Source organism: Streptomyces sp. NPDC096105, assembly GCF_044763335.1.
In the GTDB taxonomy this organism is placed as follows: Bacteria; Actinomycetota; Actinomycetes; order Streptomycetales; family Streptomycetaceae; genus Streptomyces.
Genome location: NZ_JBIWGC010000003.1, coordinates 463,038 through 477,673 on the forward strand (window position 1 = coordinate 463,038; position 14,636 = coordinate 477,673).

13 protein-coding genes are annotated in these 14,636 nt (G+C 71.7%); 3 read left to right on the forward strand and 10 right to left on the reverse strand.

Annotated features, from left to right (window positions below):
* Positions 1 to 59 precede the first annotated feature (59 nt).
* Positions 60 to 1,343 carry an MFS transporter gene (locus ACIQ8B_RS07645; protein ID WP_403545991.1) on the forward strand — a complete coding sequence of 428 codons (1,284 nt, stop codon included), beginning with the start codon at positions 60 to 62 and terminating at the stop codon, positions 1,341 to 1,343.
* 152 nt (positions 1,344 to 1,495) lie between these two features.
* Positions 1,496 to 2,509 (forward strand): sigma-70 family RNA polymerase sigma factor, encoded by a 1,014-nt coding sequence (locus ACIQ8B_RS07650; RefSeq protein ID WP_106416272.1) that lies wholly within the window; start codon positions 1,496 to 1,498, stop codon positions 2,507 to 2,509.
* On the opposite strand, the gene ACIQ8B_RS07655 is transcribed toward ACIQ8B_RS07650, so the two are convergent.
* Positions 2,393 to 2,740: an STAS domain-containing protein gene (locus tag ACIQ8B_RS07655; protein WP_403545993.1), complete on the reverse strand. Its 348-nt coding sequence runs from the start codon at positions 2,738 to 2,740 to the stop codon at positions 2,393 to 2,395. The two genes, ACIQ8B_RS07650 and ACIQ8B_RS07655, sit on opposite strands and share 117 nt — an antisense overlap.
* Before the next feature lie 162 nt (positions 2,741 to 2,902).
* Between ACIQ8B_RS07655 and ACIQ8B_RS07660 the strand changes: the two genes are divergently transcribed.
* On the forward strand, positions 2,903 to 3,823 hold the full coding sequence (locus ACIQ8B_RS07660) for an AEC family transporter (RefSeq protein WP_403545995.1): 921 nt from the start codon (positions 2,903 to 2,905) through the stop codon (positions 3,821 to 3,823).
* Here the strand turns inward: ACIQ8B_RS07660 and ACIQ8B_RS07665 are convergent, their stop codons facing one another.
* The 9 genes from ACIQ8B_RS07665 to ACIQ8B_RS07705 all read right to left on the reverse strand — a co-directional run bounded on the left by ACIQ8B_RS07665 (position 3,824) and on the right by ACIQ8B_RS07705 (position 14,402).
* Positions 3,824 to 4,420, reverse strand: coding sequence for a Uma2 family endonuclease (locus tag ACIQ8B_RS07665; protein ID WP_403545997.1), 597 nt, complete (start codon positions 4,418 to 4,420; stop codon positions 3,824 to 3,826).
* 74 nt (positions 4,421 to 4,494) lie between these two features.
* Complete coding sequence (locus ACIQ8B_RS07670; RefSeq protein WP_198602715.1) at positions 4,495 to 5,772, reverse strand: thymidine phosphorylase; 1,278 nt, start codon at positions 5,770 to 5,772, stop codon at positions 4,495 to 4,497.
* Positions 5,773 to 5,870: 98 nt separating this feature from the next.
* The gene (locus tag ACIQ8B_RS07675) at positions 5,871 to 6,272 is read right to left on the reverse strand and encodes a cytidine deaminase (protein ID WP_290011378.1); all 402 of its coding nucleotides are present in this window, start codon (positions 6,270 to 6,272) and stop codon (positions 5,871 to 5,873) included.
* Positions 6,269 to 7,543 carry an ABC transporter permease gene (locus tag ACIQ8B_RS07680; protein ID WP_365414747.1) on the reverse strand — a complete coding sequence of 425 codons (1,275 nt, stop codon included), beginning with the start codon at positions 7,541 to 7,543 and terminating at the stop codon, positions 6,269 to 6,271. The genes ACIQ8B_RS07675 and ACIQ8B_RS07680 overlap by 4 nt, the downstream gene beginning before the upstream one ends.
* Positions 7,540 to 8,664, reverse strand: a complete 1,125-nt coding sequence (locus ACIQ8B_RS07685) for an ABC transporter permease (protein WP_106412753.1) — start codon at positions 8,662 to 8,664, stop codon at positions 7,540 to 7,542. The genes ACIQ8B_RS07680 and ACIQ8B_RS07685 overlap by 4 nt, the downstream gene beginning before the upstream one ends.
* Complete coding sequence (locus ACIQ8B_RS07690; RefSeq protein ID WP_403546000.1) at positions 8,664 to 10,244, reverse strand: ABC transporter ATP-binding protein; 1,581 nt, start codon at positions 10,242 to 10,244, stop codon at positions 8,664 to 8,666. The genes ACIQ8B_RS07685 and ACIQ8B_RS07690 overlap by 1 nt, the downstream gene beginning before the upstream one ends.
* A gap of 198 nt (positions 10,245 to 10,442) precedes the next feature.
* Positions 10,443 to 11,492, reverse strand: a complete 1,050-nt coding sequence (locus tag ACIQ8B_RS07695) for a BMP family protein (RefSeq protein WP_290011624.1) — start codon at positions 11,490 to 11,492, stop codon at positions 10,443 to 10,445.
* 333 nt (positions 11,493 to 11,825) lie between these two features.
* Positions 11,826 to 12,875, reverse strand: a complete 1,050-nt coding sequence (locus ACIQ8B_RS07700) for a BMP family protein (RefSeq protein ID WP_403546002.1) — start codon at positions 12,873 to 12,875, stop codon at positions 11,826 to 11,828.
* 297 nt (positions 12,876 to 13,172) lie between these two features.
* Entirely contained in the window at positions 13,173 to 14,402 is a 1,230-nt protein-coding gene (locus ACIQ8B_RS07705) for a M20 family metallopeptidase (RefSeq protein ID WP_106412757.1), read from the reverse strand.
* Positions 14,403 to 14,636: the final 234 nt, after the last annotated feature.

Consider the following 14,636-nt stretch of genomic DNA (forward strand, 5'->3'; position numbering starts at 1 on the left):
ACGATTATGGCGATTCCATGCATTGGACGGATGAGCGAAGACCTCCGTACGTTCGAGGCATGACTCCCGCCAGTACCGGGGCGTCCACCCGCGTGGACGCCCTCGCATCCGTTCCCTCCTCCCCGCCGCCCGCCGACGAGACCCGGATGTCCCCGGGCGGCCCCGGCTACCGCCGGATGAGTCTCGCCCTGTTCCTCGCGGGCGTCGCGACCTTCGCGCTCCTCTACTCCACCCAGGCCCTTCTCCCGCTGGTGTCCGGCGACTTCACGGTCAGTGCGAGCGACGCGAGCTGGACGGTGTCGGCGGCGACCGGCGGTCTGGCGCTGTTCGTGCTGCCGATGAGCGCCCTGTCCGAACGGTTCGGACGGCGCACGGTGATGACGGCCTCGCTGGCCGTCGCGGTGACCCTCGGGCTGCTGGTGCCGTTCGCCCCGTCGCTCGGGGCGCTGGTGGCGCTGCGGGCGCTGCAGGGCGCGGCGCTGGCCGGGCTGCCCGCGTCGGCGACGGCGTACCTCGCGGAGGAGGTCACGCCGAAGGCGCTGGTGACCGCGATCGGGCTGTTCGTGGCCGGCAACAGCGTCGGCGGGATGAGCGGCCGGGTGATCACCGGATGGGTCGCGCAGGAGTGGGGCTGGCGGATCGCCGTCGGCGTGATCGGCGTCGTCGCGGTGGCGTGCGCGGCGGCCTTCCGGCTGCTGCTGCCGGCGCCGCGGCACTTCAGGCCCGGGTCGCTCGCGCCGCGCGTGCTGGCCGGCACGGTCCGCCGTCACCTGGCCGACCCGCTGCTGCGGCGGCTGTTCGCGATCGGCGCGCTGTTCATGACGGTGTTCGGGGGCGTGTACACGGTCATCGGGTACCGGCTGACCGAGGAGCCGTTCTCGCTGCCGCAGGGCGTCGCGGGGTCGGTGTTCCTGGTGTACCTGGTCGGCACGGTCGCGGCGTCCGCGACCGGACGGCTGGTGAGCCGGCTCGGCCGCCGGGGCGCCCTGTACGCGGGCGGCGCGACCACCGCGGCCGGGCTGCTGCTGTCGCTGGCCGGGTCGCTGCCGGTGGTGCTGCTGGGCCTGGTGCTGATCACGGCCGGGTTCTTCGCGGGGCACGCGGTGGCGTCGTCGGCGGTGGGCAGGACCGCGACGGAGGGCCGGGCGCAGGCGGCGGCGCTGTACCAGTCCGCGTACTACATCGGGTCGAGCGCCGGCAGCACGGTGGGCGCGCTGGCCTTCCACGCGGGCGGCTGGGCCGGGACGGTGGCGGTCGGGCTCGTGGCCGTGACGGGCGTCGCGGGGATCACCCTGGCCGGGACCCGGGCGGCGGTCCGCGCCGGGGAGGTCCGCACCGCCTGACGGCTGTCCCGGGGGCGTACGCACGGCCGGCCCCGCCCTGCCCTTCACCTGCGGATCCGTCCACTCCGGGGGCCGTTGTCAGTGGGCTGCGGTAGCTTCCGAGGTGGTGGGCGCGACGGCGCGCCACCACGAGGCACCTGGGGTGGGTGGAGATGACGAACGGCACGGTGACGACGGATCCGGACGCCACGCTGGAGCAGTACCGGGTCGAGCTGACCGGATACTGCTACCGGATGCTCGGCTCGGCCTTCGAGGCCGAGGACGCGGTGCAGGACACGATGGTCCGCGCCTGGCGCAACCTCGACAAGTTCGAGGGCCGGTCCAGCCTCCGCTCCTGGCTCTACCGCATCGCGACCAACGTCTGCCTGGACATGCTGTCCGCGGGCAACAAGCGCGCCCGCCCGATGGACCTGACGGAGTCCACGCCGCTGGCGCGGGCCGCCCTCTCCCCCCGCCCCGACCACACATGGCTGGAGCCCATGCCCGACGACCGGGTGCTGCCCACCCCCGCCGACCCGGCGGAGGCCGCGGTCGCCAAGGAGTCCGTGCGGCTGGCGTTCATGGCGGCGCTGCAGCAACTGCCCGCCAGGCAGCGGGCGGTGCTGATCCTGCGCGAGGTGCTGGCCTGGAAGGCGAGCGAGGTCGCCGAGCTGCTCGGCACGTCGGTCGCGTCGGTCAACAGCGCGCTGCAGCGGGCCCGGGCGACGCTCGCCGAGCGCCGGGAGGCGGGCGCCGACGCGGCGGTCTCCGACCCGCTGGACGAGGACCAGAAGAAGCTCCTCGACCGCTACGTGGCCGCCTTCGAGGGGTACGACATGTCGGCGCTGACCGCGCTGCTGCACGAGGACGCGGTCATGACGATGCCGCCGTTCGACCTGTGGCTGACCGGCGCCGACGACATCACGGGCTTCATGACGACGCTGGGCGCCGCGTGCGCGAACTCGCGGCTGGTGCCCGTCGAGGTCAACGGCCTGCCCGGGTTCGCGCAGTACAAGCCCGACCCGGAGAACGGCGGACACACGCCGTGGGCGGTGCAGGCGCTGGAGATCTCAGACGGCCGGATCACCGGGTTCCACTGCTTCCTGGACACCCAGCGGTGGTTCCCGCTGTTCGGGCTGCCCCTCCGTCTCGAAGCGGAGACCGACGAGGTCGAGCAGGGCGCATAGCGCCGGGGAGGGGGCGCGCAGCCGGATCCGCCCGCCGGCCCGGCGGGCGGTGAGCTGCAGCCGGGCCAGCAGGTTCACGGCGGCCAGTCCCGGCGGCCCCAGCCCGGCGACGTCGCACACCACGACACCGCCGCGCCCCCCGCCCTCCAGCAGGGCGCGCAGCGCCTGGCACGGTCCGCTCACCTCGTCCGCGGTGAGGGGGCCGCTGAGCACGAGCACGGGCGGTGTCATGGCGTCCACGACCGGTAGACCGGCCGGGGGCCCGTAACTCATCGCGCGGCGCCGAGGATCACATTGACCCGGGCGCGGCCCTCCCCGGAGGGTTGGCTGTATGCGCCACAGATCATCGCCGCCCCTGGTGTCCGGTGTCCTCCACCGCCACGGGGAGCCGCCGTGCAGGGGGTGCTGAGCGGGTTCCTGGTGATCGCCGTCGTCATCGGCGTCGGCTACGTCATCGGCCGGCGGGGGGATCTCGGCGCGCAGGGCGGCGAGGTGCTGACCACCCTGGCGTTCCACGTGGCGTCCCCGGCGCTGCTGTTCACCACGCTCGCCCGCGCGGACCTGTCGGTGGTCTTCTCCGGCCGTCTGCTGGTGACCGCGCTGAGCACGGCCGCGGTGGCGGGCGTCTTCGTCGCGGTGGGCGTCGCGCGTGGCTGGGGCGTGGGCCGCACCACCATCGGCGCCCTGTGCTCCGGCTACGTCAACTCCGGCAACCTGGGCATCCCGATCGCCGTGTACGTGCTGGGCGACGCCTCGCTGGTGGCGCCGGTGCTGCTGTTCCAGCTCGTCGTGGTCACCCCGATCGCGCTGACCGTCCTGGACCTGTCCACGGCGGGCGGGAAACAGCCCCTGTGGCGGCGGCTGCTGACCCCCGTGCGCAATCCGGTCGCGCTGGGGTCGCTCGCGGGGGTCGCGGTGGCGGCGTCGGGGGTGGAGATCCCCGGCCCGGTGTGGGACCCGGTGCGGCTGATCGGCGACATGGCGGTCCCGGCGGTGCTCCTCGCCTTCGGCATCTCCCTGCGCGGCAGCACCCTGCCGCTGCGGAGCGGCGACCGCGGGGCGGTGCTGCTGGCCGTGGGCCTGAAGGCCGTGGTCCAGCCGCTGGCCGCCTGGGCACTGGCGGCCGGCGTCTTCGGCCTGCACGGCGCACAGCTGCTGGACGTGGTGGTCACCTCGGCCCTCCCGGCCGCCCAGAACATCTTCACCTACGCGAGCAGCTACCGCGTGGGCGAACGACTGGCCCGCGAGGCCGTCCTCGTCTCGACGGCCCTGTCGGTCCCGGTCCTGGTGACGGTGGCGGCGGTGCTGGGGTGATCAGGCCTCCGGGAACTCGGCGGTGTCGATGACCAGGTCGAAGGGGGCGGGAAGCTCGACGGGCTCGCCGAACGCGACACTGCTCAGCACGCGGTAGGCGCCCTTCTCCGGCGCACCGTGGAGCGTGCCCCGGGGTCCGCCCGGGGCCAGGCCGTCGAGCAGGAGGTAGAGCGGCACTCCGGCCTCGGCATAGGCGCGGGCCTTGACCGTCCGGTCGACACGGGCGGTGGCTCTCGAGGCGATCTCCACCACGAGCGCGGCCTCCGTCGCCGGCAGGCATCCTTCCTCGGCTCCGTGGTGCTGTTCCTCCGGTACGACGGTGATGTCCGGCAGGTAGATCCCGAGCCGGGACGGCACGGCGACCGGCCACCACTGGTGAACACCCCACGCCGGACCGGCCGCGCAGAGCCGCCGGTGCACCCGAGCGGCGACGACCTGGTGGCTCACCCTGGCCAGAGGCGTCACAGTGACGATCCCTTCGACGAGCTCCACCCGGCAGCCTTTGGGCGCCTGCGTCCTCTGCCAGAGCCAGAGGAGTTCCTCCCACTCGTCGTCGGCGTCGATGTAGTCGAGGTAATCGCCGTCCAGCACGTCCATGGGGGAATTGCACACGACGAACGGGACCGGCGGGGGTCCACCGGTCCCGTTCACCCGGAAGGGGAAAGCGCTGGTCAGACGATGCGTTCCAGGACGACCGGGCCCGTCGTGACGTCCGTGTCGGCGGACGCGATGTCGTAGGCGCCCTCCAGGGAGCGGAGCGCGTGGTCGAAGCGGTCCGGGGTGTCCGTGTGGAGGGTGAGGAGGGGCTGGCCCTCGGTCACGCGGTCGCCGGGCTTGGCGTGCATCTCGACGCCCGCGCCCGCCTGCACCGGGTCCTCCTTGCGGGCGCGGCCCGCGCCGAGGCGCCAGGCGGCGACGCCGATGTCGTAGGCGTCCAGGCGGGTCAGGACGCCGGAGGACGGCGCCTTCACCACGTGCTGCTCGCGGGCGACCGGGAGGTCCGCGTCCGGGTCGCCGCCCTGGGCGCTGATCATGCGGCGCCAGACGTCCATCGCGGAGCCGTCGGCGAGGGCCTTCGCCGGGTCGGCGTCCTTCAGACCGGCCGCGTCGAGCATCTCGCGGGCCAGGGCGAGGGTCAGCTCGACGACGTCCGCGGGGCCGCCGCCCGCCAGGACCTCCACCGACTCGCGGACCTCCAGGGCGTTGCCCGCCGTGAGCCCCAGGGGGGTGGACATGTCGGTGAGCAGGGCGACCGTCCGCACGCCGTGGTCGGTGCCGAGGCCCACCATGGTCGAGGCCAGCTCGCGGGCGTCCTCGATCGTCTTCATGAAGGCGCCGGAGCCGACCTTCACGTCCAGGACCAGCGAGCCGGTGCCCTCGGCGATCTTCTTGGACATGATCGAGGAGGCGATGAGCGGGATCGCCTCGACGGTGCCGGTGACGTCGCGCAGGGCGTAGAGCTTCTTGTCGGCGGGAGCGAGCCCGTCGCCGGCCGCGCAGATCACCGCGCCGGTGGTGTCCAGCACGGACAGCATCTCCTCGTTGGAGAGCAGGGCGCGCCAGCCGGGGACGGACTCCAGCTTGTCGAGGGTGCCGCCGGTGTGGCCGAGGCCGCGGCCGGAGAGCTGCGGGACGGCCGCGCCGCAGGCGGCGACCAGCGGCGCGAGCGGCAGGGTGATCTTGTCGCCGACGCCGCCCGTGGAGTGCTTGTCGGCGGTGGGGCGGGACAGGGACGTGAAGTCCATGCGCTCGCCGGAGGCGATCATCGCGGCGGTCCAGCGGGCGATCTCCCGGCGGTTCATGCCGTTGAGCAGGATCGCCATGGCGAGGGCCGACATCTGCTCGTCGGCCACCTCCCCGCGGGTGTACGCGTCGATGACCCAGTCGATCTGCTCGTCGGTGAGTTCGCCGCGGTCCCGCTTGGTGCGGATGACGGAGATGACGTCCATGGCCATGGCTGGCGTTCCTTCCGGAGTGCGAAGAGCGCGGCCCCTCCGCTCGACGCCGCCCGGGGTGCCGGGCGCCGTCGGGAGGGGCCGCACGGGAGTTACTTGGTGAGGTGCTGGGGGCCGAAGGCCTGGGGCAGCATCTCGGACAGGGGCAGGATGCCCTCGGGCGTCTCCAGCAGCAGTCCGGGGCCGCCGAACTCGTACAGCAGCTGGCGGCAGCGGCCGCACGGGACGAGGATCTCGCCGCCGCCGTCCACGCACGTGAAGTGCGTGAGCCGGCCGCCCCCGGTGCGCTGCAGCTCCGAGACGAGTCCGCACTCGGCGCACAGGCCGAGTCCGTAACTGGCGTTCTCGACGTTGCAGCCGGTGACCGTGCGTCCGTCGTCGACCCGGGCCGCGACGCCGACCGGGTATCCCGAATAGGGGGCGTAGGCGTGGGACATGGCGTCCCGCGCCGCCGCGCGCAGCGCCTCCCAGTCGACCTCGCCGGCCGCGGTCACTTGCCCTGTCCCTTCCGGTACTGCATGCCGTCCGCCTTCGGCATGCGCAGCCGCTGGGCGGAGAGGGCGAGGACGACCAGGGTGATGACGTACGGCGTGGCGGCGACGACCTGGCTCGGGACCTCGTTGGTGCCGGCGTACCAGGCGAAGACGAGGGCGCCGACGATCAGGGTGATCACCGCGTGGACGTACTTCTTGCGGACGGCCAGCCAGATCGCGCCGATGACCAGCAGCAGCGCGCCGAGCAGCAGCAGGGCGTGCACGTTGGTGGAGCCGCCGCGCAGGTTGAGGCTGTCGGTGTAGCCGAAGAGGCCGGCGCCGATGGCGAGGCCGCCCGGCATCCAGTTGCCGAAGATCATCGCGGCGAGGCCGATGTAGCCGCGGCCGCTGGTCTGGCCCTCCAGGTAGAAGGGGTTGGCCACGATGGACAGGAAGACGCCGCCGAGGCCGGCCAGTCCGCCGGAGATGATCACGGCGAGGTACTTGTACTTGTAGACGTTGACGCCGAGGGACTCGGCGGCCACCGGGTTCTCGCCGCAGGAGCGCAGCCGCAGGCCGAACGGGGTGCGCCACAGGATCCACCAGGTGGCGGGGATGAGCGCGACGGCGATCAGGGTCAGCCAGGAGACGTCGGTGACCAGGCCGCCGAGCAGGCCGGCGATGTCGGAGACGAAGAACCAGCCCTTGGCGTTGAGGTCGGTCAGCCAGTCGGACAGTCCCGGCACGGTGAAGTGGCCGAGGGACTCGACCGCCGGGGACTGCTTGGCGGAGCCGCCCTGGTGGCCCTCGAAGGCGAGCGGGGCCAGGTAGCGGGTGGCGCCGAGGGCGAGGATGTTGATCGCCACACCGGAGACGATGTGGTTGACGTTGAAGGTGACGGTCACGATCGCGTGCAGCAGGCCGCCGAGGCAGCCGCCGATGATGCCGACGAGGACGCCGGTCCACGGACCCCACTGGAATCCGGCCCAGGCGCCGAACCAGGTGCCCAGGATCAGCATGCCTTCGAGGCCGATGTTCACCACGCCCGCGCGCTCGGCCCACAGGCCGCCGAGGCCGGCGAGGCCGATCGGCACGGCGAGCTGGAGCGCGGTGGACATCTGGCTGACGTTGGTGATGCCGTCGGCGCCGGTGATCAGGCGCACGATCGAGGTCAGCGCCAGCCCTCCGGCGATGACGAGCATCAGGACGGGCAGCGACATGCGGCGGCCGGTCTGCGGGGCGTGCTCCAGCGACGGCTGGTTGACGTCGGTCGCTGTGGTCGGAGCGGTCATCGGCCGGCCACCTCCTTCGTGGTGTTGTTGTCGGCGCCCAGGACGTGTCCCGCGGCGAGTTCGGCGCCGACCCGGCGCTGCTGGCGGCGCAGGCCCCACTCGCGGACGGCCTCATAGGAGACGACCACCGAGAGGACGATCAGGCCCTGCATGATGACCGCGATCTCCTTGTCGTAGCCGTGGAAGTCCAGCTCGGGCGACGCCTTGTCGAGCCAGGCCCACAGCAGGGCGGCGAAGACGATCCCGACCGGGCTGTTGCGGCCGAGCAGGGCGATGCCGATGCCGAGGAAGCCGATGCCGGTGGGGAAGTTGAGGTTGTAGGTGTGGGAGTCGCCGAGCAGGATCGGCAGGCCCGCGAGGCCGGCGATGGCGCCGGAGAGCAGCATGGCGGTGAGGACCATGCGCTTGGGGTCGACGCCGCTGGCGGCCGCGGCGGAGCTGGAGGCGCCGGAGGCGCGCAGGTCGAAGCCGAAACGGGTGCGGTTGAGGACGATCCAGTAGCCGATGCCGAGGAGGACGGCGAGGATCACCAGGCCGTAGATCTCGCCGGCCGCGCCGAGGTCGATGCCCGGGATCCAGCCGGACTCGTACATCTCGCCGGTGGTGCTGTTGTTGCCGATCTTGACGCCGAAGACGTCCGGCTTCCACATGTAGACGATCAGCGAGGTGGCGATCGCGTTGAGCATGATCGTGGCGACGACCTCGCTGACGCCGCGGGTGACCTTGAGGACGCCGGCGATGCCCGCCCAGAAGGCGCCGGTGCACACGGCGGTCAGCAGCAGCAGCGGGACCTGGAGGAACGCCGGGAGGTTGGCGTGCGCGCCGACGATGGCGGCCATCATCGCGCCGAGCTGGTACTGGCCGTCGACGCCGATGTTGAACAGGTTCATCCGGAAGCCGATGGCCACCGCCAGGGCCGCGATGTAGTACATCGAGGCCTGGTTGAGGATCAGCACCTGGACGTCCGAGTACCCGGCCTGCTCGAACATGAGGGCGAACGGTTCGACCGGGTTCTTGCCGGAGGCGACCAGCACGATCGCGCTCAGCACGAAGGCCACGGCGAGCGCGATGACCGGGCCGGCCACCGCGAGGAGCACGCGCTCCTTGTCGAACTTCTTCATCAGCGGGCCTCGTCTTCCGGAGACTCGGCGGACTTGGACAGGTCGGCCTGGGTCTCGGCAGGTGTCTCTTCGTGTTCGAGGTGGCCCTCGGCGGCGCCGGTCATGGCGGTGCCGAGTTCCTCCGGGGTGATGGTGGCCGGGTCGGCGTCGGCGACCAGCTTGCCGTCGTAGATCACGCGGAGGGTGTCGGACAGGCCGATCAGCTCGTCCAGGTCGGCGGAGATCAGCAGCACGGCCAGGCCCTCGCGGCGGGCCTCGCGGATGTGGTCCCAGATCGCGGCCTGCGCGCCGACGTCCACGCCGCGGGTGGGGTGGGCGGCGATCAGGAAGCGCGGCTTGTGGCTCATCTCCCGGCCGACGATCAGCTTCTGCTGGTTGCCGCCGGACAGGGAGGCCGCGGTGACGTCGATGCCGGGGGTGCGGACGTCGTACTCGGTGACGATCCGGCGGGTGTCCTCCTGGGCGGCCTTCGGGTCCAGCCAGATGCCCTTGGCGTTGGGCCGCTCGGTGACGTGGCCGAGGATGCGGTTCTCCCAGAGGGGGGCTTCGAGGAGCAGGCCGTGGCGGTGGCGGTCCTCGGGGATGTAGCCGATGCCCTCCTCGCGGCGCTTGCGCGTGGGCCAGGCGGTGATCTCCTCGCCGGCCAGCCGGATGACGCCGGAGTCGGCGTGGCGCAGGCCGATGAGGGCGTCGACCAGTTCGGTCTGGCCGTTGCCCTCGACGCCGGCGATGCCCAGGACCTCGCCCTCGTGAATGGTGAAGCTGATGTCGTCGAGGAGGGCCTTGCCGCCGGGGGCGGCCAGGCGCAGCTTGTCGACGGTGACGACGGGCCGGTCGGTGACCGTGGACTCGGCCGTCTCCGGCGTGGGCAGCTCGCTGCCGACCATCAGCTCGGCGAGCTGGCGCGGGGTGGTCTCGGACGGCACGGCGGTGCCGACCGTGGTGCCGCGGCGGATGACGGTGATGTCGTCGGCGACGGACAGCACCTCGCCCAGCTTGTGGGAGATGAAGATGACGGACAGGCCCTCGGCCTTGAGCTCGCGCAGGTTGTCGAAGAGCGCGTCGACCTCCTGCGGGACGAGCACGGCGGTCGGCTCGTCGAGGATCAGGGTGGTGGCGCCGCGGTAGAGGACCTTGAGGATCTCCACGCGCTGGCGGGCGGCGACGCCCAGCTCCTCGACCAGGACGTCGGGGCGCACGTCCAGGCCGTAGCGCTCGGACAGCTCCTTGATGCGGCGGCGGGCCTTGCCGCCGATGCCGTGGAGCTTCTCGCTGCCGAGGACGACGTTCTCGAGGACGGTGAGGTTGTCGGCCAGCATGAAGTGCTGGTGCACCATGCCGATGCCGCGGGCGATGGCGTCGGCGGGCGAGGAGAAGTTCACCTGTTCGCCGTGGACCGTGATGGTCCCCTCGTCCGGCTTCTGCATGCCGTAGAGGATCTTCATCAGGGTCGACTTGCCGGCGCCGTTCTCGCCGACGAGGGCGTGGACGGTGCCCTTGCGGACGGTCAGGTGGATGTCGTGGTTGGCGACGACTCCGGGGAAGCGCTTGGTGATGCCGGCGAGCTCCACGGCGGTCACCGTGGTGTGGGCCGCCGCTCCGGCCGGAGGGCTGCTGGACGCGTTGATGACGCACTCTCCTGGGGACGGGGGCCGTCTACGCGCGTAGCGCCCCTTCGGCAGACAAAAGGGTGGCACACCCGGCCGACGGGGTGCGAGGAGCCGGGCTCCTCGCACCCCGTCGAGCGGTCGCGACCCCGCGGTGGTTCAGGGTGTGACTCAGCTCGACTTGACCTTGATCTCGCCGCTGATGATCTTCTCCTTGGCCGTCTCTATGGCTTTCTGGAGCTCGGCGTCGTCCGCGAACTTCGGGTTGGAGTTCGACAGGCTCACCTCACCCGTCTTCAGATCGCCCTTGACGATACCGGTCGCGGGCTTGCCGTCCTCGACCGACTTCGCCAGGTTGTACACCGCCTTGGCGACATCCTTCATCGCCGAGGTGAGGATCGAGTCCTTGTACTTGGCGAGGGCTTCCTGCTTGTACTGGTCGGAGTCGACACCGATCGCCCACACCTTGTTGGCGGCGGCGGCCTCGATGACGCCCTGACCGGACAGACCGGCGGCCGCGTAGACCACGTCGGCCTTCTTCTCCATCTGGCCCTCGGCCGCGCTCTTGCCCTTGTCCGGGCTGGAGAAGCCGCCCTCCTCCGCGGTCTGCGTGAGGAACTGCGAGATGACCTTGACCTTGGGGTCGGTGTCCTTGACGCCCTGCTCGTAGCCGGCGCGGAACTTGTGGATCAGCGGGATGTCCACACCGCCCACGAAGCCGACGACGTCGGTCTTGGTGGTCTTGGCCGCGGCGACGCCGGCCAGGTAGGAGGCCTGCTCCTCGGAGAACACCAGGTCGGCGACGTTCTCCGCCTCGACGGTGGCGTCGTCGACGATGCCGAAGGTGGTGTCGGGGAACTTCTCCGCGGCGCCCTTGACGGCGGACGCGTAGGCGTAGCCGACGCCGACCACCGGGTTGTAGCCCTGCTTCGCCAGCGAGACGAGGCGCTGCTCCTTGTCGGCGTCCGTCTCGCCGTCGGTGGGCTCGACGTCGGCCGTCTCGTAGCCGAACTCCTTCTTGGCCTGCTGCAGGCCCGCGAAGGCGGCGTCGTTGAAGGACTGGTCGCCGCGGCCGCCGACGTCGTACGCGATGGCGAGGCCCTTGCCCTCCTTTGACTCCGAGGAGCCCGAGGAGGTCGAGGTGCCGCCGCAGGCGGAGAGGGCGAGGGCCAGGGAGGCGGTCGCTGCGCCTGCGACCGTGATCCGGGAAATCCGGCGCATGTGTGGTGCTCCTAGTCGTACAAAGCGCCGGGACGGTACAGCTACGGCGCTGGCTTCGCCGCAGATTAACGCGCGTAGACCTGCCTGAAAACCCCTTCTGTCCACCTTGTTATGCGCCCGTGTTCAACCTGGTTCCGGCCACTGGGACAAGGTGTTGCTGTTCGCGAACGGAGGGTGGCTTTGGGTGAGCGTCCGGCGCTTTCCGAGGGGCCCGAAGGAGACACGGAGGGGGCACGGAGAGGTACGGAGGGGGTACGGCGAAGCGGGCGGGCGCCGTGTGCGCCCGCCCGCTTCGTACGGGAGGTCAGTGCCGGGGACGGCCCGGCGCGGGGATCACTCCGTGTTCACCTTGATGGCGCCGTCGGTGATGCCCTTCTTGGCCTCGTCCACGGCCTCCTTCAGGCCGGCGACCTCGGCCATCCTCGGGTTGCTGTCGGAGAGGCCGACGCCGTCCACCTTGAGGTCGAAGACCTGGGTGCCGGTGAGCGGCTCGCCGTCCTGGACGGACTTGGTCAGCGTGTACACCGCGCCGCCGACGTCCTTCAGGGCGGAGGTGAGGATGTAGTCCTTGTAGCCGGCGAGGGCTTCCTGGTTGTACTGGTCGGAGTCGACGCCGATCGCCCAGACCTTCGCCTTGGCCGCGGCCTCGATGACGCCCTGGCCGGAGAGGCCGGCCGCCTGGTAGATGACGTCGGCGCCCTTCTCGATCTGGCCCTCGGCGGCGGCCTTGCCCTTGTCGGGGCTGGAGAAGCCGCCCTCCTCCGCCGTCTGGGTGAGGAACTGGGAGATCACCCGGACCTTGGGGTCGGTGTCCTTGACGCCCTGCTCGTAGCCGGCGCGGAACTTGTGGATCAGCGGGATGTCCACACCGCCGACGAAGCCGACGGTGTCGCTCTTGGTGGCCTTGGCGGCGGCGACGCCGGCGAGGTAGGAGGCCTGCTCCTCGGCGAAGACCAGGGAGGCGACGTTCTCGCCCTCGACGACGGAGTCGACGATGCCGAAGGTGGTGTCGGGGTACTTGGCGGCCACGGCCTCCATCGCGGGGCCGTAGGCGAAGCCCACGCCGATGACCGGGTTGTAGCCCTGGCGGGCCAGCGAGGCCAGGCGCTGCTCCTTGTCCGCGTCGGTCTCGCCCTCGGTGGGCTCGACGTCGGCGGTCTTGAAGCCGAATTCCTCCTTGGCCTTGGCGAGGCCGGCGAACGCGGCGTCGTTGAAGGACTGGTCGCCCTTGCCGCCGATGTCGTAGGCGATGGCGGCGCCGAGGTCGTCCTTGGAACCCCCGCTGTCACCGTTGTCACTGCTGGTTCCGCCGCAGGCGGTGGCGGCGAGCGCGAGCGAAGCGACCCCCACCGCTACGCGGGTCAGTGTGGATATCCGACGCATCTGAAGTTCCCCATTCTCCAAAGCCCCGCAGCGGGTGCTCGGTTCGGCGCACATTAACGCGCGTAGACACTCCTGGGAACGGGGTCGTGCGGGGCCGTTATCCATTCGTGCCGATGGCCGGTCACGCCCTTGTGAGCCGTGGGGCCGCAGGGGGGCCGGGCGGGCGTACGCGTCTGCACGGGGCCCACGCTGCACCCCCCGGGGCCGGGCCGCAAGCGGAGGGAGCCGGGGCAGGTGACGCACGCGAGGGCGGCCGTGTCCGCCGGGGACACGGCCGCCCTCGTCCCGCGTGCGCCGTTATCGCAGGGCGTCCAGCAGGGCGGCGGCGGTGAACAGTTCCACGCCGACCGTGATGGCGTGCTCGTCCACGTCGAAGTCGCCCTGGTGCAGGTCGCGCACGATCCGCTCGCCGGGGGTGCGGACGCCGAGGCGGGCCATGGCGCCGGGGACGCGCTCCAGGTACCAGGAGAAGTCCTCGCCGCCGAGGCTCTGTTCGGTGCCCTCGACGGACTCCGTGCCGCGCCGGGCGATCATCGCGTCGCGCAGCAGCTCGGTGGCCCCGGCCTCGTTGACGACCGGCGGGACGCCGCGCACGTAGGTGATCTGCGACTTGGCGCGGTGCAGATTGGCCACCTCGTCGATGGCCTCGACCACGATGTCCGGCGCCTGCCGCCAGGTCTCCAGGTCCAGGCAGCGGATGGTGCCGGAGAGCTCGGCGTGCTGCGGGATGACGTTGGGCGCGTGGCCGGACTCGACCCGGCCCCAGGTGACGGCGAGCCCGCTGCGGCTGTCGACCCGGCGGCCGACCAGCGCGGGCACGTCGGTGACGACCCGGGCGGCGGCGGTGACCAGGTCGGTCGTCAGGTGCGGGCGGGCGGTGTGGCCGCCGGGGCCCTCCAGGGCGATCTCCAGCCGGTCGCAGGCGGAGGTGATGGCGCCCTGGCGCAGCCCGATCCTCCCGGCGTCGACGCGCGGGTCGCAGTGCACGGCGAGGATCCGGCCCACGCCGTCGAGCGCGCCGTCGGCGATGGCCTCGGCGGCGCCGCCGGGCAGCACCTCCTCGGCGGGCTGGAAGATCAGCCGGACCGGGCGGGGCAGCAGGCCCTGGCGGTGCAGTTCGGCCAGCACCAGGCCGGCGCCCAGCACCACGGTGGTGTGCACGTCGTGACCGCAGGCGTGGGCGCGGTCGGGGACGGTGGACCGGTAGGCGCAGCCTGCCTTCATGTCGGGGATGGGCAGGGCGTCGATGTCGGCGCGCAGGGCGAGCATCGCCGCGTCGGTGCCGGCCTCCTCGTCCGTCCCGATGTCACAGATCACCCCGGTCCCGCTGGAGAGCACCCGGGGGCGCAGGCCCGCGCGCTGCAGGCGTTCCTTGATCGCGGCGGTGGTACGGAACTCCTGGTTGCCGAGCTCCGGGTGCATGTGGAGGTCTCGCCGGAACGCCACGAGTTCCGCGCGCAGCGCCTCGGGCAGCGCGCCGGGGAGCACCGCTCCCCCGGGGAGATCGATCTCGGACTCCAGTGACATCAGTGGCTTCACCCTTTGAAGAGTAGGGCTCCGAAGCGCTCCGCTGTCCCCTGATCAAGAAAAATCAGCCCGTTGGAGGGAGAAAATCCGGCTGCCCTACGCATAGCTGTTCAGTGAGATGGGTACACTCACCGCCCTTTTGTGAGGGTAGGGGCGTTCCGGCCTGCCGGGCCATGAGGCCGGTCACACTCCCCGCGCGGGCGTCGGCACCATCCGTACTTCCACGGTTACCAC